This is a genomic window from Armatimonadota bacterium, assembly GCA_037138755.1.
Classification (GTDB): domain Bacteria; phylum Armatimonadota; class Fimbriimonadia; order Fimbriimonadales; family Fimbriimonadaceae; genus Fimbriimonas.
Genome location: JBAXHT010000003.1, coordinates 156360 through 176780, shown reverse-complemented (window position 1 = coordinate 176780; position 20421 = coordinate 156360). Strand labels below are relative to the sequence as shown.

General features: G+C 53.5%; 18 protein-coding genes. 7 read left to right on the top strand and 11 right to left on the bottom strand.

The window, feature by feature from the left end; genetic code table 11:
* Position 1: 1 nt before the first annotated feature.
* Genes WCK51_13150 through WCK51_13140 form a run of 3 tightly spaced genes read right to left on the bottom strand, consistent with a single transcriptional unit; the run spans position 2 to position 2111 of the window.
* On the bottom strand, positions 2-808 hold the full coding sequence (locus WCK51_13150; protein MEI7577834.1) for a hypothetical protein: 807 nt from the start codon (positions 806-808) through the stop codon (positions 2-4).
* Positions 809-825: 17 nt separating this feature from the next.
* Positions 826-1374: a cob(I)yrinic acid a,c-diamide adenosyltransferase gene (locus tag WCK51_13145; GenBank protein MEI7577833.1), complete on the bottom strand. Its 549-nt coding sequence runs from the start codon at positions 1372-1374 to the stop codon at positions 826-828.
* Positions 1371-2111: a WecB/TagA/CpsF family glycosyltransferase gene (locus WCK51_13140; protein MEI7577832.1), complete on the bottom strand. Its 741-nt coding sequence runs from the start codon at positions 2109-2111 to the stop codon at positions 1371-1373. Before WCK51_13140 ends, WCK51_13145 begins: the two co-directional genes overlap by 4 nt.
* Before the next feature lie 185 nt (positions 2112-2296).
* On the opposite strand from WCK51_13140, the gene WCK51_13135 reads away from it, so the two are divergent.
* From WCK51_13135 to pyrE, 3 genes are all read left to right on the top strand, one after another.
* Positions 2297-3184, top strand: a complete 888-nt coding sequence (locus WCK51_13135) for a prepilin-type N-terminal cleavage/methylation domain-containing protein (GenBank protein MEI7577831.1) — start codon at positions 2297-2299, stop codon at positions 3182-3184.
* A gap of 87 nt (positions 3185-3271) precedes the next feature.
* On the top strand, positions 3272-4810 hold the full coding sequence (gene lysS / locus WCK51_13130; GenBank protein MEI7577830.1) for a lysine--tRNA ligase: 1539 nt from the start codon (positions 3272-3274) through the stop codon (positions 4808-4810).
* Positions 4800-5363, top strand: coding sequence for an orotate phosphoribosyltransferase (pyrE, locus tag WCK51_13125; GenBank protein ID MEI7577829.1), 564 nt, complete (start codon positions 4800-4802; stop codon positions 5361-5363). Before lysS ends, pyrE begins: the two co-directional genes overlap by 11 nt.
* Positions 5364-5799: 436 nt before the next feature.
* Here the strand turns inward: pyrE and WCK51_13120 are convergent, their stop codons facing one another.
* Positions 5800-7254: a Mur ligase family protein gene (locus WCK51_13120; GenBank protein ID MEI7577828.1), complete on the bottom strand. Its 1455-nt coding sequence runs from the start codon at positions 7252-7254 to the stop codon at positions 5800-5802.
* Between the two features lie 6 nt (positions 7255-7260).
* On the opposite strand from WCK51_13120, the gene WCK51_13115 reads away from it, so the two are divergent.
* Positions 7261-7797, top strand: coding sequence for a glutathione peroxidase (locus WCK51_13115; GenBank protein MEI7577827.1), 537 nt, complete (start codon positions 7261-7263; stop codon positions 7795-7797).
* Positions 7798-7802: 5 nt separating this feature from the next.
* On the opposite strand, the gene WCK51_13110 is transcribed toward WCK51_13115, so the two are convergent.
* Together WCK51_13110 and WCK51_13105 are read right to left on the bottom strand one after the other, a co-directional pair.
* On the bottom strand, positions 7803-9287 hold the full coding sequence (locus tag WCK51_13110; GenBank protein ID MEI7577826.1) for a carboxypeptidase M32: 1485 nt from the start codon (positions 9285-9287) through the stop codon (positions 7803-7805).
* Between the two features lie 315 nt (positions 9288-9602).
* Positions 9603-10145, bottom strand: a complete 543-nt coding sequence (locus WCK51_13105; protein MEI7577825.1) for a sigma-70 family RNA polymerase sigma factor — start codon at positions 10143-10145, stop codon at positions 9603-9605.
* 71 nt (positions 10146-10216) lie between these two features.
* Between WCK51_13105 and WCK51_13100 the strand changes: the two genes are divergently transcribed.
* Both WCK51_13100 and WCK51_13095 read left to right on the top strand, forming a co-directional pair.
* Positions 10217-11812, top strand: coding sequence for a hypothetical protein (locus WCK51_13100; protein MEI7577824.1), 1596 nt, complete (start codon positions 10217-10219; stop codon positions 11810-11812).
* Between the two features lie 21 nt (positions 11813-11833).
* Positions 11834-13726, top strand: a complete 1893-nt coding sequence (locus WCK51_13095; protein MEI7577823.1) for an amylo-alpha-1,6-glucosidase — start codon at positions 11834-11836, stop codon at positions 13724-13726.
* Here the strand turns inward: WCK51_13095 and WCK51_13090 are convergent.
* The 5 genes from WCK51_13090 to WCK51_13070 are packed head-to-tail and all read right to left on the bottom strand — an operon-like array spanning position 13723 to position 19079.
* Complete coding sequence (locus WCK51_13090) at positions 13723-14526, bottom strand: 6-carboxytetrahydropterin synthase (protein MEI7577822.1); 804 nt, start codon at positions 14524-14526, stop codon at positions 13723-13725. The genes WCK51_13095 and WCK51_13090 overlap by 4 nt on opposite strands.
* An 8-nt stretch (positions 14527-14534) precedes the next feature.
* On the bottom strand, positions 14535-15401 hold the full coding sequence (locus WCK51_13085) for an ABC transporter permease (protein ID MEI7577821.1): 867 nt from the start codon (positions 15399-15401) through the stop codon (positions 14535-14537).
* Positions 15398-16408: an ABC transporter permease gene (locus WCK51_13080; protein MEI7577820.1), complete on the bottom strand. Its 1011-nt coding sequence runs from the start codon at positions 16406-16408 to the stop codon at positions 15398-15400. The genes WCK51_13085 and WCK51_13080 overlap by 4 nt, the downstream gene beginning before the upstream one ends.
* A complete protein-coding gene (locus WCK51_13075) occupies positions 16405-17706 on the bottom strand; it encodes an ATP-binding cassette domain-containing protein (protein MEI7577819.1) in 1302 nt (433 codons plus the stop codon). The genes WCK51_13080 and WCK51_13075 overlap by 4 nt, the downstream gene beginning before the upstream one ends.
* Positions 17707-17741: 35 nt before the next feature.
* The gene (locus WCK51_13070; protein ID MEI7577818.1) at positions 17742-19079 is read right to left on the bottom strand and encodes a BMP family protein; all 1338 of its coding nucleotides are present in this window, start codon (positions 19077-19079) and stop codon (positions 17742-17744) included.
* Here WCK51_13070 and WCK51_13065 point away from each other — a divergent pair.
* A complete protein-coding gene (locus WCK51_13065) occupies positions 19054-20409 on the top strand; it encodes a hypothetical protein (GenBank protein ID MEI7577817.1) in 1356 nt (451 codons plus the stop codon). The two genes, WCK51_13070 and WCK51_13065, sit on opposite strands and share 26 nt — an antisense overlap.
* Positions 20410-20421 lie beyond the last annotated feature (12 nt).

The following is a 20421-nucleotide window of genomic DNA, read 5'->3' as shown; positions in this document are numbered from 1 at the left end:
TTCAGTTGACTTTGAAAAGAGCCTGATTGAGATCAGAGTTTAACTTCAACTCCCCTTCCCAGATGGTGCTAATGTTCAAGTCTGTAGGTACATTGCTTCCTTCCGGAACAATTCGAACCGACTCAACCGTTTGCACCTTCTTAATGTCGAAATCTTTGCTGATCTGCATCTCGAACCGCTCAATTCGATCAACTTCTTCGGTGACACCAATCTGCTTAACTTCTCCGGCGAACTTGGCACCCCACTGGATCATTCCCTTCAGAGCCCACCCATCAGAGCCGTCCTTAAGCTTACGCGGAACAACCGAGAGCTTCTGCATGCGATTGATGTAGGCCCGCAGAGATGTGTTGTTGCCTTCACCGGGCGACTGCATCGTGAATTGAAGATAGGGGTTCCAGGGGTCTCCGAGGCTGCGCCGTGCGCCATTGATGAAGTCATTGAACTTGAGCACTCGCCGCGTGCCAGTGGCGGTCTCTTCAACGGCCGTTGGTTCAAATTGTGGCGGAGCATTGATGAACTTCTCGCTCTGCGGGGCGTCATAGCGCCACTGCGCTCCATCGGAAATGACTGTCCATCGGCTCGTTCGTCCTGCCGTAGGTTGTAACCACTCCTGGGTGAGAAACAGTTTGTTTGGTCGCTGGGCTTGTAGCTGAGTGACATAGACTTGCTTCACGTCAGCAACTGTCTGCGTCCTCGTAATCGTTCCAGCAAAAGCCTCCGCGTCCAAGTATCGCTTTGCAACACCTTGGATGACGTCAGCGACGCTTGGCGCAGCGGATTGATCTCCCTGTTGGGTGATCAAGATCATGGCTAAACTCGAAGCTATCATTGTTCTCTCTTACTCCACGGAATGTCGGCGACCCCGGACTCAAAGTTCGCAAGGCGACAACTACAGAATATCCAATCTGAAAGACGATTGACGAACTGTAATGGTTCATTTCTGACTTTTGTTTGACCAGAAAACGCCACAAGTGAGCGTTCCAGCCGACGACACACCGCCCGTGCGATGTGCAACTGAGCCGATAATGGCGATCCGCCAGGGAGAATGAAGTTCTTCAACTCAGGCAACACCGCAGTCATCTCGTCGATTTCAACCTCTAGTCGTTCGATATCTGCTGAATTCACGGATATCAACTCGAACTTCCCATCTGGCGGGCATGCGAACTCCGATCCAACATCAAACAACAAACTTTGCAGCCAACTCAAAGTGTTCAGAACAAGCATTGGCCCCGGACAAAGCAAACAAACCCCCAGCGAAGCATTGAGTTCATCAAGGGTCCCAATCACCTCCATTCTCAGGTCAGCTTTCGAAATGCGGTTACCACCCAATAGGCCGGTCTCGCCTGCGTCTCCAGCTTTTGTATAAATCTTCACTTCGTTGCTCTACGCACCATGAAGTAGAACTTCGGCAAGTTCTTGACCTTATCGAGTTTCTTTGGGTTCAAAAGCGTCCTCCACAGCCACTCGATCTTCAGTTTCTGAAAAATGACAGGCGCCCGCTTCACCATTCCAGAGTGCACGTCCAGCGAGCCACCGACTCCGATCCCAATTTTTGCCCCGATGATTGAAGCCGTATCCAGGATGAACTCTTCCTGTCGAGGCATCCCCATTCCGACCAACAAGATGTCAGGCGCACTTCCTGCAATGTCCCTGGCAATCTCCTCATCGCTCGAACCACCAAAGAATCCGTCTCGGGAGCCCACAATCACGCAACCGGGAAACTTAGCGGCCAAGTTCCTACCCGCAGCCTCCGCCACCCCAGGGGCAGATCCCAAGAAATACATCCTCGCACCTGTCTTGGCCGAAATTTGGCAAAGTACCTCAACAAGGTCAACCCCGCTTACGCGGCCCTCTATCGACTTCCGGTAGCGTCCTAAAGCCCAAACTGGCCCTGCAGAATCCGGAGTAATCAGAGCAGCTTCATCGAAACAGCGAGAGTATCTGGGGTCGTTCCCGGCACAAACAAATGCGTTCGAATCGGCAGTGAAGACCAGCTTCGTACCATCATAGCTCAGGAACTTTGTTAGGATTTCTTCCGTCTGAACCAGAGAAACACGGTCAATCGGAAACCCGAGTACGGAGACGCGCTCGACCGACGACTCAGAAGGCATATTTCAGATTCTACCAAGCATGATTGCTAGTCTTGTAGGTTGCTCGAACCCGTCATTCGAGTTTTTTCCTTAACAGTGGCATAACACTTGCAAAATCTGTCACTATGCACTGCGGGTCGAAGAAGGCTGACAGTGTTGTCGATCCGAACTCATTGACATTCTTTTAGGAGAACTTGAACATTAACATGACTCGCACAAAAGCATTCACGCTCATCGAGCTGCTCGTGGTTATCGCTATTATCGCGATCCTCGCTGCAATCCTCTTCCCCGTTTTCGCACAAGCAAAAGCTGCTGCGAAGAAGTCCGCCACGCTCAGCAACCTGAAGCAGAACGCAACCGCAGTTGCGATCTATCTCTCTGACTCAGACGACGTGTTCCCAGCAAGTGCTTACTCGGCTACCCCGCAGGCAACTCCGCAGAGCCCAGTCGGAACGCAGATCTATTCGGTGTACGATGCTTTGATGCCTTACACTAAGAACCGAGACATCATTCTTGACGTCGCCGAGCCAAAGGCGATCAACTGGGTGAACGCCCTCGCAACCGTCGGCGCGCTTCCATTCCTTAACGGAGCTGCAACCTTGGCTGCTGCCAACGGCAACTACATCCAGTTCGCTGGTGTAACACCTAACTTCGCAGTCTTCGAAGACCCGAACCTCGGGCGATCTTCCGACGTCACCATCAGCGCAACCTCGCTCGACCTTCCGGCAGACACCATCATGTTCGCAACCGGAAAGCGAGTCAATGCAGGGATTACGAACACTGAAGTTTCCTTGCTTACCGCTGCCGAGGCAGCTGGAATCGACGCAGCCGCGCCTGGTATTCGAACAAAGTACTTGACTCCAGTTGGTCCGTTCGCTGGCGAGAACTTCCCAGGAACCGCTCGACACAACGGACAAATGCTCCTCAACTTCGCAGACACCCATGCCAAGTCGTTCAAGAGCAACGCAAGTCTCCAGTTCTTCGGCACCAATGACGCCGCTTGCATGGGTAACACCAACATCAACCAGCGCGTTTACAACCTTCCGTTCGACATCAACGGAATTCCAAACGGCATCGCTGAGCCCTGTCTCTAAGCGAACCGTAGATACCAAGAATCGCCCTCGCCATCAGGCGAGGGCGATTCTCATTTGAACCCTCCTCAAGTAAACTACACCCTCCCAATGAGCAACGAAGAATCTATCAGAGATATCCGCCTTGCCAAGCTCGCCCGAATGCGCGAGCTTGGCTACGATCCTTATCGGGTCGAGAAATGGAAACTCACTGATTCTGCAGAGGCCTTGCTCGAACAGTTTGAGGATGACCGTGAAGTTTCCTTCGCAGGTCGAATCGTTTCCTATCGCGATATGGGAAAAGCAGGCTTTGCCCACATGAGCGATGGCGAGGGCAAAATCCAAGGCTATTTCCGCAAAGACGAACTCGGCGATGACCTATACGAGGTTTACAAGCTTCTCGACCTCGGCGATCACGTCGGTGTCGAAGGCAAGATGTTCGTCACCAAAACCGGCGAGCAGTCGATCCACGTCACTTCCTTCCACCCGCTCAGTAAGGCACTGCACCCCCTGCCACTTGGGAAAGAAAAGGACGGCCACGTTTTCTACGGCCTCCAAGATGTCGAGACAAAGCTCCGTCACCGTCACTTGGACCTCATGTCGAGCAAAGAGGGCCGCGCCAAGCTCCTCAACCGAGCCCGCATCGTGTCGGCAGTTCGGTCGTATTTCGATGGACAAGGATATCTAGAGGTCGAAACCCCAGTCCTGCAAATGGAAGCTGGCGGAGCCGCTGCCCGCCCGTTCATGACCCACCTGAACGCCTACGACGTTGAAGTAAAGCTCCGCATCTCGCTCGAGCTGTATCTTAAGCGAATCATTTGTGGCGACGTACCAAAGGTGTACGAAGTAGGGCGCGTCTTCCGGAACGAAGGCGTCAGCTACAAGCACAACCCCGACTTCACGCTCCTCGAGTTTTACGAGGCTTACGCAAACCTCGAGGACATGATGGAGCATGTTGAGAACTGCTTCAAGTACGTGGCTCTCGCCGTGTTCGGTGGGACAAAGGTAGACCTCCCGCACCAAGACGGCTATGTTACGGTCGACTTTGCCGAGCCTTGGACACGCATCGACATGCTTGATGAAATCTCCAAGCACACCGGTGTCGCTCGTGAACTGCTGCTCGACCTCAATACGGCGGTTGAAGCCCTTGGCGACGGCGTTCGGGTCAACCCCGTGACCGGAAAGAAGGTCGCTCCCGCCGACGAGAGAAATCTTGGTGGGCTGCTGGAGAAGCTTCTCGAAGTCTACGTCGAACCGACCCTGATTCATCCTGCCTTCATCGTAGGCTATCCGCTCGAAACTTCTCCACTCGCGAAGAAGGATCCCAACGACCCTCGCTTTACACGTCGCTTTGAGGGCTACGTGCTCGGCAGCGAGGTCTGCAACTCTTTCAGCGAGATCAATGACCCAATCGACCAGCGCGAGCGCTTTGAGTTCCAAGTCGGCGAAGCCGAAGCCGGAGACGACGAAGCCCACCCAATGGACGAGGAGTTCCTCTACGCCCTCGAATGCGGAATGCCGCCCACCGGCGGCTGCGGAATCGGCCTCGACCGTATGGCCATGCTCCTGACGGGCTCAAACACCATCCGCGAATGCCTCATGTTCCCCTTCATGCGCCCCGAGAAGGATCCCAGCGAAGATGAAGACTGATCTTGGAGCGATTCTCGAAGCGTCGGGAGCAATCCTGAAAGGACACTTTGTGCTAACAAGTGGACGTCACAGCGACACCTACTTCGAGAAGTTCCGAGTGCTTGAGCAACCCGAAGTGCTCGTCGCACTCTGCCGCGAAATCGCGGAGAACTTCAAAGGGCAGGACATCGAATTCGTCGCCGGACCAACCACCGGCGGCATCATCATCGCCTTCGAAGTCGCCCGTCAAATGGGCATCCAGGCGGTCTACATCGAGTCCGAGAATGGCGAAAAGACATTACGAAGAGGCAAAACCCTGCCCGAAGGCGCGAAAGTTCTCATCGTCGACGATGTCCTCACAACTGGTCGCTCACTCTTCGAGAGCCGAGATGCGATTCAAAAAGCGGGTGGAACCCCCGTCGGCTATGGGGTCCTCATCAACCGCGCCCAAGGCCAGCTCGATCTTCCAAACCTCTTTAGCGCTTTCACTGTCGAAGCGACGAGCTACGCCCCGCACGATGTTCCCGAATGGCTAGCCGCGATCCCCACTTCGAAGCCTGGCACAAGAACGTAAAGGGCGGTTTTGCCGCGGCATGGTTGACAAAACCCGATTCTTGTCGCTTATTAGTGATGGTCGATGAATGTCTGAAAAGGATTAACCAAACGTGGTCCGCGCTGGGACTCAGGACGGAGATCCATATGAATTTGGGGTGGCACATCGCGAAGCAGTCGGGGTGTCTCGCCTTTCCACACTGATGTTCGAGCAAAGCGACCGGCCAAAACCAGTTCCAACGTCCACCGGCCTACCCAGCCCTACCCACCTTTCAGGCAAAATCCGAACTTCGTTGAACCTGACTACCCACCAAACTGCGTCGCAGTTCTCTTCTCCCGATGACCGAAAACCCACTCCCAACTCAGAAGCCTGTCCCCACTTGTCCCCACCAAAATCGAGAAATGAAGACCCTTTTGAACCCAGTGTCCCCACCCAAACGCGTCGCAGTTCTCTCCCCTCAGGCGCCGCGCAGCGAGGACAACAGCCCGCCAAAGGAACCGTTGCTGAAGCTGACAACCAAATCGCCTTCCTGAACGACTCCCACAAGCCAAGCCAAAACATGTCGACCCCAATCCTTCTCACTTCCCTGCTCCAATGAGATCGCCATCGAAGGAACCCCCAAAGCCGACAGCCGAGCCGCAATGCCGCGCGTGTCCAGACGCTCCGACTCCGAATAACGCTCGGGCCGATCCAAAGCTCCAAAAGCAACCGCCGCGCATCCCTCAAAGCACTCCTCGATCTCCTTGGAGTAGAAAGCACGAGTCGTCGTATTGGACCGAGGCTCGAAGCAGGCCACCACCCGCCGTCCCGGATATTTGGAAAACAGCGCCGCCAAAGTCTCCCGGATCGCCGTCGGATGATGTCCAAAGTCGTCAATCACCAAGGCCCCGTGCCAGGTGCCAACCTCCTGCATCCTTCGCTTTGGCGAAAGGTATGAGGCCACGCCAGCTTGCAACTGAGCCAATGTCATCCCGAGCCGATGGCCCGTCGCAATCGCGACGAGCATGTTAAGCGCGTTGAACCGACCATTAGCGGGAGAACCAAACTCACCAAATTCAGAGCCATCTCTGAGAACGGAAAAACGGGAACCTTGAGGACCCTCGACCAGGCCGCGCACCTGCCAGAAGCAACCTTCGGAGAAACCGAAAGTTTCCACCGGAGAACAGGCGACTCGAAGCACATCCAGAACATTGGCATCGTCGCCATTAGCCAAAACTACTCCGTTTCGGGGAACCAAGCGAATGAACAGCCGAAAAGTTTTTTTGACCGCTGCAAGATCATCGAAGATATCCGCATGATCGAACTCGATGTTGTTGACCACCGCAATGTCCGGCCGGTAGTGCAAGAACTTGGATCGTTTATCAAAGTAAGCCGAGTCATACTCGTCTCCCTCGATAACAAAAACCGAACCCCCGCCGGGCCGGCAAGAAACATTAAAGTTCCCCGGCACTCCGCCGATCAAGAAACCGGGTTCCAAGCCGCCGGCTTCCAAAACCGCCGCAGTCATCGCCGTCGTCGTTGTCTTCCCGTGCGTTCCGGCGATCACGACCGAAGTCTTTTTGCCAATTAAACGCTCGCCAATCAACGCAGGCAAAGAAACACAGTTGAGCTTCTGCTCCAACGCAACCTCAAGCTCCTCGTTCCCACGGGAGACAGCGTTCCCAACCACCACCTGAGTCGGCTTACACTCCAGCATGTTGGCTGGATCAAACGAACGGAAAACCGAAACCCCCGCGTCTTCAAGGTAAGACTTCATCGGCTCATAGAGATCCTGTTCGGAGCCGAAAACCTGATCACCAAGGGCCGCGCAAGCACCAGCGACGCCACCCATCGCTGTCCCACCGATCCGAATAAAGTAGAGCGTTTCCAAGGTCAGTAGTGAGTATGTCGCCGAAGATGGCGTAGAATCCATCTAACCATGATCTCTGCCGCCGCAATCTACGCAATGCTCGCAGTCGCCCCCGTGGCGGCAAACTCACTGTACGACTTCACCATGCCAAACATTGACGGCAAGCCAACGAGCCTCAAGAAGTTCAAAGGCAAAGTCGTTCTCGTCGTCAACGTCGCCAGCAAGTGTGGACTCACACCACAGTACGACGCACTGCAAAAAGTATACGAAGCTAACAAAGACAAGGGCCTCGTCGTCCTCGGCTTCCCTGCCAACAACTTCGGTGGACAAGAGCCTGGAACGGAAGCTGAAATCAAGACCTTCTGCTCGTCGAAATACAACGTCACCTTCCCAATGTTCAGCAAGATCTCAGTGAAGGGTGAGGATATCCACCCGCTCTACAAGTGGCTCTTAGAGCAAACCGACAATCATAACGACATCGAATGGAACTTCGGCAAGTTCCTCATCGGACGCGATGGAAGCAAAGTCTTAAGGTTCTCGCCACGAGATACCGTCGAAAGTCCGAATCTGAAGAAGGCGATCGAAACTCTTCTCGCTGAGAAGTAAGAGTCCTAATCTAGTCCGTGGATTGCGCGGAACTTCGAATCCGCGTAATCCAACCAAGGCTGTGCTTGCATCTTGCTTCCGGTAACATGCTCGACCAAAAACTTCGGCGGCATGAGTCGGCCATACCCATAGACTTTTTCAACGAGCCAATCCATGATTGGACGAAAGTTGCCTCTTGAAATCATTTCGTCCACGCCATCAACTTCAGATTTCAACTTGTTCCAAATCTGAACTCCGATCAGGTTTCCGTAACTGTAGGTCGGGAAGTATCCTACCGAGCCTCGCGCCCAGTGGACGTCCTGTAAGCAACCAACGGAGTCATCCAGAGGGAACACTCCCAGATATTCGTCGTACTTGTTGTCCCACGCTTCCGGCAGGTCCTTTGCGTCGAGCTCGCCCATCATCAAGGCAACTTCAAGCTCAAAGCGAATGAGGATGTGAAGGTTATAAGTCACCTCGTCCGACCCCACCCGGATGAACCCTGGTTCGACTTTACTGTACGCTGCGTAAAACTCTTCCGTGGAGTGGTCGCCAAGGAATGAAAACTCCTCTTGGAACCAGGGAAAGAAGAATGACCAGAACGGAAGGCTTCGACCTACGACGTTTTCCCAAGTTCGGCTCTGCGATTCATGAACGGCAAGGCTCACTCCTCCGATGAGCGGCGTGCCTTCCCAGTCCGACCTTTGGTTTTGCTCGTACAACGCATGTCCCATCTCGTGCAAGGTCGATGAAACGATGCCTCGGATATGATTGCTCGGTCGAGTCGTCATACGGACGTCGCCAACGCCTTGATTAGTGCAAAATGCGTTAGTTGAGATATCAAGACGACCAGCGTCCAAGTTGAACCCGATTTGGCCGATGACTCGTTCCATGACAGACTTGAGTCTTTCTTGATCCCACTTACGCTCTAAGAAAGATGAGTCAATATGCCGACCTTCTTCCTGGATCTCGCGAACCAGGTTGATTGCGGGTTCTTTGAGTGCTCCAAGCGTTTCGATGGCCTCGGCGTGAGTTGAACCCTCTTCGTACTGATCGATGAGGGCGTCGTAAGGATGATCTTGATAACCGAGAGCTTCGGCCGTCTCTCGGGCGATCAGAAAGAGTTCGGAATAGTACGGAGCGAGGGGTGGATAATCGGCCTCCTGACGGCACTTGCGCCAAACATCATAGGCGTCGCTACTGACTCTGGACTTGCGCTCGATGAGTTCTAGTGGCATCCGCTGAGCATGATCTATCTCGCGTTTAAGTACCGTGATCTGCGCTTGCTCTTCTTCGGAGGCCCACCGAGAAGCACCGTCCATGTACTTTGCCATTTCGTTCGAGGTCAGCAACTCGTGCCTCATTTTTGAAAGGCGTCGGACGTGCTCCGTTCGTGCAGGGCCCCCACCGACTGGCATAATCACTTGGCGATCCCAATTCATGAGACCCACGGAGGCTTCCAAGGCGCAAAGATCGCGATAGCGGTTTAGAAGCTGTTCGAATGCACTCATTGAGCCTTCGCCTATTTTGACTGAATTACCTGAAAATGGTTGTGCAATTGGCGAAGATTTGGGAAATTCAAGTTGTTCTCAAGTTGCGTTGCGACTCGATCGATTCCGCAATCTTTTTCGTACTGAGACTCTCCGACGCTTCTAAACAAGAGTTTTTTAGGATATCCAACGAACATCCGGTTGTGGCCTCCCTTATCCGGCAGTCGATGCACTCCATCCGGTGTCGATCAAGAAAGTCCTTCTCTTCCGCAGAGAGCATTCGATCCCGCTTTTCTCGTATCATCTTCCCGAACAAGTAACAGCGAAGCCGAAGCATTAGCTGAACACCTCGTCCATCCAAAGGGCTCGGAACCGCTCGCGCGCACTGTGAAGTCGAGAGCGAACGGTCCCAACGGGAATCTCTAAGATGTCGGCAATTTCGGAATAGTCCAGTTCTTCGATTTCCCTAAGCACCAAAGTTGTCCGCAGGTCGGTTGGAAGTTTCGCCAGCACTCGCTCAATGTGGACTCGGGATTCGATGTCCTCACGCTTGGTCGCTCCCTCTCGGATATCGGATTGAGGCTCAGGTCGAATTCTCCTCATTCGGTCGATGCACAACCTGACGGCAATTTGATAGAGATAGCGCTTGAATCCTTGGTCGTCTCGCAGTGCCGAAAGTTGGTTAAACACCTTGAGAAACGCCTCTTGGGCAACATCCTCCGCCTCGGATGGATCGCGCAGAATATTGGCGGACACTTTGATCAGGCCGACCCGGTGTCTTTCGATGAGCCTTGCAACGGCATCTTGGTCGCCTTCGCGAGCGCGCAGCACCAGGTGACAATCCTGTACTCTGAGTTCAAGTGTTCTCGAAAACGCCATGTCCTTTCCTTTCAATCGTACAACAGGACGAGACGAGGTGGGCGTTTCGTTCGTCGGTAAACTGACTTTTTATGCCTTTTCCGTTTTTTGACATGGCTCCGGTATGGACTTGCGTTCAGCAAAGCCAGGTCGAAGACATTGAGATCAAGGCGTACGACATCGAACGCCGACTCTCAGACGGATACATCATTTATCGCGGAGGAGTTGAGGCAATCCTTGGCCCGACGAGAATAGTCACCGACACTCTGATCGTCAGAGACGCACCCGAAGGAGCAGTTCCGATCGATATTGAGGACGGCGGAGCAACTTATCGGCTAAACAACCACGAGGCTCGTGCCATTGGCGCTGTGAAGATCATTGATCCCGACGGAACAATTCAAGCCAGCGATCTTTGGGTGACCTGGGCCAAGGAGTTACCTCCGGGAGGCACTACGGCAATTGCAAAGGACTTCAATGTGGAAATCGGCAAGTTCTTGATGACTGCCGCCGAGGCGAAGCGTGAAGGAACCCGATGGCGTCTGGGCCAAGTAAGGGCTACCACCGACAAGGGTTCGAGGCCCCTGTATTCGCTGTCGATGGATCAACTCTTAGTGGATCCGGGTCGACAAGGCACTGGGAAGGGAGTCGTTATCTCGTTTCTGGGCACCAAGTTGCCAAAGATCCCTTCGATGGCGTTCTCATTGGATCGCCGAGCTAGGGCGACTCGGATTCCACAGCTCAGTTATCGCCAGCGAGACGGGTTCGGTGTCGCTTGGGACGGTAACTTTCTCAGTGGTGACCAGAGTCTTCTGGCCACAAGCATTAGCTCGTTCCCAAAGTTGCCGCCGACATTCGTAACGACATTCTCGACGTCAAGAATTCCTTACGAGAGGTCTATCCAAAACCAGTTCCAGGTTCAATCGGACCTCGGAGAGCGAAACCCTTTCTCCTTCTTTAGCAATATCTATCTTTCAGATATCGAAGCTCAGAACTCGTTTCAGTCCGCCTCACGCGATACATTTCAGATCGCTTCGACGTTCAATGTAAGAACCTTTGGACGTCAAAGCGACTTCCTCAAGCAGTACAGCAAACCGGTTGAAGTCATCCAGGAGAAGACCGGCGTAAGCCGTGGAAATACTTACGCCACTCAACTTCGTGCCGGGCTGTTTCAGGAAGACGGCGATAGGGCCGTTGGACGAGGGTTGCTCACAGGAGCAATTTCACCGCCTCTCAAGCAAACCGGACGCATGATCTCCAGTTTTAGACTCGACGGTGGAGCCCACATTGATGCAGGTCGCTATAGTTGGTTTGGAGGCGAAGCCGGAATCTCGTATGAGCCTCGCGAGAACACCCGGCTCAGCGTAGGTGTCTACGGCTACAAGACCTTCGGCAGGCCCCTGTATGATGCGGACATCTTCAACTCTGAACAAGGGCTAAGCCTCCGAGGGGACATCTACGGAAAAGCGACCAAAGTCAGCATGCTATGGCGTTACGATCCTGCTCAGGGTTGGTTCGACCGCCAGTTTCGGATATCTCAAACGATGGGACCGCTCGAACCCGTCATCATCTATCGCCAAAATCCCAACGAATACCAGTTCGGATTGCGATTCCGGATGGATGAAGTTTTGGGGCTATTGCTCAATCGTTCGGGCGGAAGAAACGGCAAGCCTACAAAAATTCGTCCGTAGTCGCCAAACTTATAACCACGGATGATCTACTCGCTCGATAGCCAGCAGTGCAAAAACCTCGCCGTCTCCACGAGACGCGAGTGGCTCCTACCCAACGGGATCGGAGGATTTGCGATGGGTACTGCAAGCGGAATAAACACTCGGCGATATCACGGGTTGTTGATCGCCGCGGTCAATCCGCCAACCGACAGAAGGCTCTTGCTTGCCGGAATCGATGGCTACGCGTCCTGCGGGGGGACAAAGCTCGGATTAAGCTCCAACCAATACCCGGGCGCGGTCTACCCGGATGGCTATGAGTTCCTCGAATCATTCTCAGTATCGGATCGGGCTGTATGGAACTACCGGAGAGGACAAGTGAAAGTCCAGAAAACCATCTACATTGTTCCGGGCGAGAATGCAGTTTGGATCGAGTACAAGAACACTGGTAATAAAGCAATCGAGCTGTCTTTGAGTCCGTTGGTTTGTCATCGAGACTTTCACGCGAACTTTGCCGAACGTGAGAGCTACCCCCAGTCGATTCAAATCGGATCAGATCAGACCATCATCGAAGAGGACGGAGTCGAATTACTGATCTCCCATCCAGGAGCAATGCGTTCTCCGGTTGCCGGTTGGTACTACCGATTTGAGCATCAGCGCGAACTAGAGCGTGGCCTTGATCCGCGAGACGACCTTTTTTGCCCGTGCGAGCTTTCCTATACATTGCAGGCTGGTGAATCAGCCTCGATTTCCGCGAGCGTAGGCGAAGCACTTTTGACCGCGCTTCCAGCAGAAACTTCAAATGCGGACCTATCGCTCACTTCCAGGCTGAAGGAGGCTGCGTTGAAGTTCCTAGTAACCACTGAGTCGAGAACCACAATCTTGGCCGGATACCCGTGGTTTAGCGATTGGGGCCGAGATACGATGATCTCCCTTCCCGGTATCTGTTTGGAAACCGGTCACGTCGCCGAAGCTCGGCAGATTCTGCGTGATTACGCCTCCCAGCTCAAGCACGGCCTCATTCCGAATCGCTTCGTCGAACGGGGTGAGATTCCGGACTATAACACGGTCGACGCCACCCTCTGGTATGGCAACGCGGTTTACAAAACCCTTTTGGCAGAATGGGACGAGAAATTTGCCGATCAAATGGTCAAAGTTCTTGAGCAAGTGATCTGGCACCACCGCCACGGAACCGACTTTGGAATCATGGTCGATCCTGCGGATGGACTTCTGAAACAAGGCGAACCGGGCCTCCAACTCACTTGGATGGATGCCAAGATTGGCGACTGGGTGGTTACTCCGAGGCACGGCAAGCCAGTTGAGATCAACGGACTCTGGATCAATCTCTTGCGCGTTACAGTCTGGCTAAAGGCAAAGCTTGGAGCCGATTGGTCAGCGGAAGAAACACTGGCAAATCTTGCAACGAAACACTTTGAGGAGAAGTTCTGGCACGAGGCAAGAGGCCACTACTTCGACACTGTCGAACCAGGTGATGCTTCACTGCGACCAAATCAAGTCATCGCCATGTCGCTTCCCTTCTCCCCCTGCCGTGAAGAAAGAGCAGAAAGAGCATTAGCCGTGATTGAGCGGGACCTGCTGACTCCGGTCGGGCTAAGGACGCTCGGACCTAACGAGCCCAGCTACATTGGTCGATTCGAAGGCCCTGTCCGAGAACTTGACGCCGCCTATCACCAAGGCACCGTTTGGCCGTGGCTTATGGGGCCCTACATCTCGGCCAGGGCCCGTTTCGGAGGCGAGATAAGCTCGCTCCGAAAGACTTTGAAACACTCGATAGAAATGCTCGCAGATTGCGGTTTTGCCGGAATCAGCGAATGCTACGACGGAGACCCGCCCCACCGCCCGAATGGTTGCCCTTGGCAAGCTTGGAGCGTGGCGGAGTATCTACGGGCTTGGGTTGAAGACTGTGGCGGAGATTAACGACAGACTTCGAAGAGGTTTCGCGCGGTCTCATAGAGCCTAACCCTTTCCAGCTGTGCTGGCAGAGCGCCATCCAAGCGTGAGAAGATCTCGATGGAAACGTTTTCACTGGTCGTTGCTCGACCTGCAAACTCGGCGATATCTTCGTTAAGGTTCCGATGGTCGTAACGGTCGACGACGCGCTCCGAAATGATCCGGTCGAGATCATCGATCGAACAGATCATTCCTGTTTTGGTATCGACCTCACCACTGATCGTTACCTCAAGAACGTAGTTGTGTCCGTGGCCCGCTGGGTTGTTGCACTTGCCAAACAGTCTGAGGTTCTCTTCAGGCGGCAGATTAGGTGCATGAAGCCGGTGGCTCGCAGCGAATTCATAAATGCGTGTGATCGTGGTTTTCATGCCGTCAAATTCTCCGTAAAGTGTGGGGATTTCTTCGAGTTTGATGTGGGTTAGCGTCACTTCGTGAGGGAGTCCGATGCGCTGAATCTCGGCCCAAACGTAGGCGAGCACGTTTTCTACCGTCGGAGCATGTCGTTCAAAATGTGGAATCTCGTCGTTCAAGCTACGATTGGTAAACTGGGGCAACAGGTGCGTCTTCAGAACTCCGTCAATGTCCTTGATATTGACGATCATGCCGTTTAAAGGATCAATCTGACCATCAACGGTGACGTGTAGTGTGTAGTTGTGGCCATGGCTAAACGGCGAAGCCCATTCGCCAAACAAACGTTTGTTCTCTTCCGCCGCAAGATGGGCGAACCAATAACGATGCCCGGAAGAAAATGATACGGTTCGGGTCATTCGTAGGGTCATCTCATCCCCCGATAAGGCTCGCCAAGAGCTTCAGGAGCCTTTGCCCCTTTGCCTGAAAACACCAGCACAAGCAGTGTTGCGGCATACGGAATGGCAATTAAGAGCGACTTTGGAATCCCCTGCTGGTTCATTTGAAGTTGAATTTGCAAGGTCTCGAAGTAGCCCAACAGGCAAGCCGCAAGTAGGCCCCAAACCGGTTTCCACCGCGCGAACGTGACCATTGCGATTGCCATAAATCCCCTCCCCGAAATCATATCTGGAGCGAACGAACCTGCTACCCCGATTGCGTAATATGCTCCACCCAAGCCAGCCATCACTCCCGCGATAGCACACGCCTCATATCGAGTTCTTGCTACGGAGAACCCGGCCGCCTCAAGTGAAGACGGATACTCACCTGCTGCCCGAGCTTTGAGTCCCCAATCCGTTTTGAAGAGAGCGTAACCAGTGGCCCCCGCAGCAAGTATTAAGATGATAAGAACTGCGTCGATGCCCCAAATGAGCTTAGGCAAAGCTGGAAGTGATAGCAGTTGGCCAGTTGCTCCGTTGGACTTTTCAAACAGCATCCCACAAATTCCAAAAAAGAGAAGATTGAAGACGGTCCCAATCACAACTTGGTCTTGACGCATGCTGATGGTTAACACTGCCGAAATTAAGGTCACAAACAGTCCCGCAAACATTCCGGCAAGTATTCCGAGCCAAGGGTTACCTGTGCTCAGGCTCACTCGCATCGCCACGAAAGCACTGGCCAGCATCGTGCCTTCTAGACCGATGTTGATGATTCCAGCTCTCTGACCCGCCGTCTCTCCAACCGCAGAAAATCCGATTGGAGCCGCATACCGCAGAATCGAAATTGGGTCAATCATGCGACGGCCTCCTGACGCTGTTCTGCAAGTAGCCGATAACCCAGGAGTGCCAAAACTGCGAGAGCTTGCACCACATAAACGAAGTAGCTTCCCCCTCCGCTGAAGCGGGAGAGGTTAGACGTTCCTGCAAACAGCGATCCGAAGAACAGGCTGGACGCGACAACCCCGATTGGATGCAAACCTCCGACAAGCGCAACAGGAATGGCTAGAAACCCGTATTGCTGAGAGAATGAAGACGTGAGTTGCCCGTTGATTCCAAGATACTGGACACCGCCCGCAAGGCCGCAGAGTCCCCCGCTGAGCAACATTGCCTTAAACTGAATCCACTCCGGCCTGTATCGGTTAGCCCGCACAAATCTCGGATTCGCACCCGTGGCGCGCAGTAGGTATCCGCTCCTGGTTCTAAACACGTACCAGCCCACACAAAATGCGACCACTAATGCCAGAAGCACTCCCAGGTGAAAGTCGGTCTGACGAGATGGTTTCCAAAGCATCCAGGCGTCCGGGAGTTGGTCTGTCATTGGAGCAGATTGCCCTGCTCTTCGAAGTGGCCCATCGACGCTGAATACGAGCAACTGGACGCCGATAAAGTTGAGGAGAATCGTGGAGATGACAAGGTTAACACCTCTTTTTATCCAGAGCCAGCCTGCAATCGCCGACCAGGCGGCCCCTCCGAAGACGCTAGCTACCAAAATCAGCAATGTAGCAACTACGGGCAATCCAATGGCGGCAAGCATTTTTGCGACAGAGGCTCCCGCCAAAGCGCCGATCACAAGCTGACCTTCGCCACCGATGTTGAAGACACCAGCTTTCCAGGCGATCGCAACTCCTAGCCCAGCAAGCAGAAGTGGAGTGGAACGAACGAATGATTGAGAGATTGCAAAGCGATCCCCGAACGCACCCTGTACCAAGAGTCGCAACCCTTCAAGAATCGGCACACCGGCCAGCAGCAGGCCGATCGAAATGATGGCCGTCAAACCTGCCAGCCCAATACAGACAGATTTCATGCGGACAGGGCCTCAGCTGATGTTTGAAGTAGTCTTCCTTTGGAAAGGTAAAGCGTTCGGTGTGAAATTGCTGCGATCTCGTCCCGATCTGTCGAGATCAATACCACTGCTGCACCACGAACAGCGGCCTCACCGATTTGATTGAGCACAAACGTGGACGCTTTCACATCCAAGCCCCTGGTCGGATTCACGACAACAAGAAGCTGAGGATTGCGGGATAATTCTCGAGCAAGAACCACTTTTTGCTGGTTCCCACCTGACAGGGCATTCACCGTTGACTTTCCGCTTAAAGCCTTGATCTCGTAGTCCCGTATGGCTGAGTCAGCGGTCAATAGAGTAGCGGCAATTTCAAGATTCTCTTCGATCGACATCGAAAGGGCCAGACCATCGTTTTGTCTATCCTGAGGCACGTAACCCACCGAGTCCACCTCGGTCATTGAGCCACGAAAACTCCGTACTCCCGCGAGAGCTTCCGCAAGTTCAACTTGGCCGTTTCCATCCACACCACCAATTCCGAGTACTTCACCGAAGCCGACAGCAAGGTTCAAATCCACAATCGGACATTGTCCGTCAACCATCAGGGAGTGGCACTCAAAGATCCCTTTGTGATCAGCTCGCGAAGGGTTAGAAGTAGCGAGACTTGCGCCGACCATCTCTACCGCAATTTGTTTCGGAGACGATTCAGATGCCTTGAATGTGCCTCGAAACAAGCCGTTTCGCAAAACAGTGATCTGATCTGCCACCGAAAACACCTCCACAAGCTTGTGAGCAATCAAGATCACCGTCAGCCCTCTTTCGGCAAGCGCACGAAGGGTATTCAGAAGCCCCTCAACTTCATTCTCTGTCAACACCGCCGTAGGTTCATCAAAGATCACGACTCTTGGCGACGACGATAATGCCTTGAGAATTTCGATTCTCTGCCGCTCTCCAACCCCCAGATTTTCGCACCGCGCGGGCAATTGTAGCTCCCAGCCGAGTTCTTCCGCGGTCCGTTCGGCGTCTTCAACATCACCCTTGGAGGCGAGGAGTCCGAGACGCAAATTTTCGGCAACCGAAAATGCCGGTACTAATCGGAAATGTTGGTGAACCATCTGGATGCCATTGGCCCGTCGCGAAGCCGATCCTTCGAGACGCACACCATCCAGCTCGACAACTCCAGTACTCGGCGTTAGAAACCCGGCGAGGACGTTCATCAAAGTGGACTTCCCTGCCCCGTTTTCACCAACAACGGCATGTACTTCACCGGGCCTGAACGCTACAGAAATGTCGTTGAGAGCACTCAGTACCCCAAACTTCATCGAGATGTTTTTCGCCTCTAAGAGACCGCCAGGCATCAGAATTTGTCTTTTGGAACGATTAGCTTTCCGTTGAGAATATTTGCTTTGGTCTCTTCAACCGCTTTGATCGCGGCTTCGGGCAGTTTGCTTTTAAGCTTGTCATTGAAGACGAAGTCGATCGCACCCTTCTCCATTCCAAGCTGAACCACGTTGCCGTCAAATTTTTTATCCTTTACGAGCTTTGCGACCTCTAGGAAAGCGGCTCTGGCAGAAATTGTTGCGCTGGCAATAACGATTCCACTATCGTTATCGTTTTGGTTCAGATTGGCGCCAAGCGCCCAAGCTTTCCCATCCTTGCATGCCGTGAACACTCCTTGGGCAGCCGCATTTGCTTGGTGAATCAAAACGTCCGCGCCGTTCTTGATCATAGCTTCCGCCACTTGGCGAGCTGCAGCAACATCGTCATTCTTTCCGGTGAAAACTTCGAGAACTTTGATGCCGGGTTTTGATGCCTCAGCTCCGGCCCGAAACGCTTTGAAGGTAGATCGAATACTTGGCACATCGGGCCCGCCCACCATTCCCACCGTACCGCTCTTGCTTGTTTGGGCGGCGAGGACTCCGGCAATATAAAACGACTGTTCGAGGTAGAAACGAATTGCTCCAGCGTTCTTGGCAGTTGCACTTCCAGAAGAAGAGACGAAAACGGTGTCCGGGAAGTCCTTAGCGACTTGAACTCCTGGTTCGTTGTACTCAAAGCCGTGACCGAACACTAGGGAGTAACCCTTTTGGGCATAGCTCCTCATGGCTTCTTTGATATCGTTGCCTTGAGCAACTTGGTTGCTCGTTTCGGCGCCGAGGTCGGTCTTGATCGCCTCGAGTCCCTCATATGCCATCGCAGACCAACCGGAGTCGTTCACTGGCCCCGGCGTCAGTAATGCTACTTTGAAGTCAGATTTAGGAGAAGACTCAGAAGGTTGGTTGCTCGCGGTTTCGCCGCTACCACAACCAGAAATCAACAGTGCACATGCCATTAGCAGAGCCAAGAAGGATCTCATGTCCCTGATTCTACGCTGATCACCCTGCTGAATTGCGAGTAAATCGAGCATCATAGTTGTGATGTCCCGTTTGGTTCCGATCCTTTTCGTGATCCTCTGTGCGCTACTCATCGCATGTGGGGGCGGAGGTGGAGGCACTACCGGAACAACATCGACGACGTCAACAACATCTACAACTTCCACCACAAGCACGACTTCCACGACTTCGACAACCGCTTCGACAGGCAGTACCACGACGCCTGTCAAGCTAGGAATCAACTGGGCGGCCCGTAGTCGATCCGTAGATGCCCCATCATCCGCTCTATCGGCGGTCGTGACAGTCTTTGGGGGAATCGACACTTCGACAGATTACAAGTTCACGATCAACCGCAGTACCGATCCAGCTGCCTACAGTCAGAACTACACGTCGCCGGGAGCGGTTCGCAAAGGTGCTCTGCTGGTTGATGTTGCATTTTATGCCGATCAAAACGGCGCGGGTGCCGTTGTTGCGGCCGGTGCGGCTGACGTCGATTTCAGTCTGAATGGTGGTGATATTGGCAATATCGTTATCCAGTCCATCATCCAAACTGTGACGATTCCTCCTAATCAGAGCGTACAAGTGGGTCAAACGAAGGACTTGCAGGTCGAATGTAGGGACGCAGACCTGAATATCGTGGCCGTCTCGCCGGGCTCGCTCTCAATCTCGGTTGCGAGTGGAAGTTCCTTTTTGGGTGTCAATGGTCCCTCTGTCGTCGGCCTCGCTGGGGGTGTTGGCTCCGTAATCGCACGCGTGAACGGTATATCTAGTTCCTCTACACCACTCAACGTCACGGGAGGTGGAGCTACCGGAACTGGACGCATTTTCTTTGTGAGTGATGGACCGATATTGAAGTCGATGTCCGGTGATGGAAGTGATCTTGTCAATGTCTTGGACGGAATTGGAGTATTTAGCGCGATCTCCTCTCCGGCTCCAAACTTCAATCGCACGAAGCTCGCATTCGCGGGAACCAAGTCAGGGTTCGATGCTTCGATTTTCACATGTGGGCTCGATGGTTCGAATCTAATCGACCTATTCCTAGGCTCATCGCCGAAGCCAGATGGGCCATTCCAGCCCAGGTGGTCGCTTGCTCCAAAGATTTCTGGAGACTTCTTCACTGGCACCGATCTGCTCTGGTTCATTGCGATTGCCCCGAGTTCGGGGCTTAGCGCCTACGCTGTTGACACAGCATCGGGAACGATTCTCCAGTCTTTCATTGCCGACCAGCTTGCTTTAGGGTCTTGGAATGCCGCGCCGCGCGCTTTGCTTGCGAGCTCAACATCTACAGCCAATGGCTGGATTTCGACGATTGACAACGAGAACATTGACCAAGAAGCAGTCGGTTTGAGCCAAATCTCGGTCAGTAGCACAACGGGGACGACGTTCTTCTTGGTCGGAGTCGATGCGAGCGGAAATCTTCGTCGGTACGACTGCTCGATCATGAACGATGGCTTCGGAACCGTTTCCGTCTCTCTCGTATCTAGTGCTTTGCTGACCACCGAGGGAGGTTACTCAAACCCGACGATCTCGCAGGATGGAACTCAAATCGCCGCCGAGCGTGGTTCATTTGAAGCTCCTGAGATCGTCATCATGACCTCAACGGGCACGAACATTCGTGCGATTGCAACAGGCAGACAACCCTTCTGGCGGTAACATTCGCCTAAG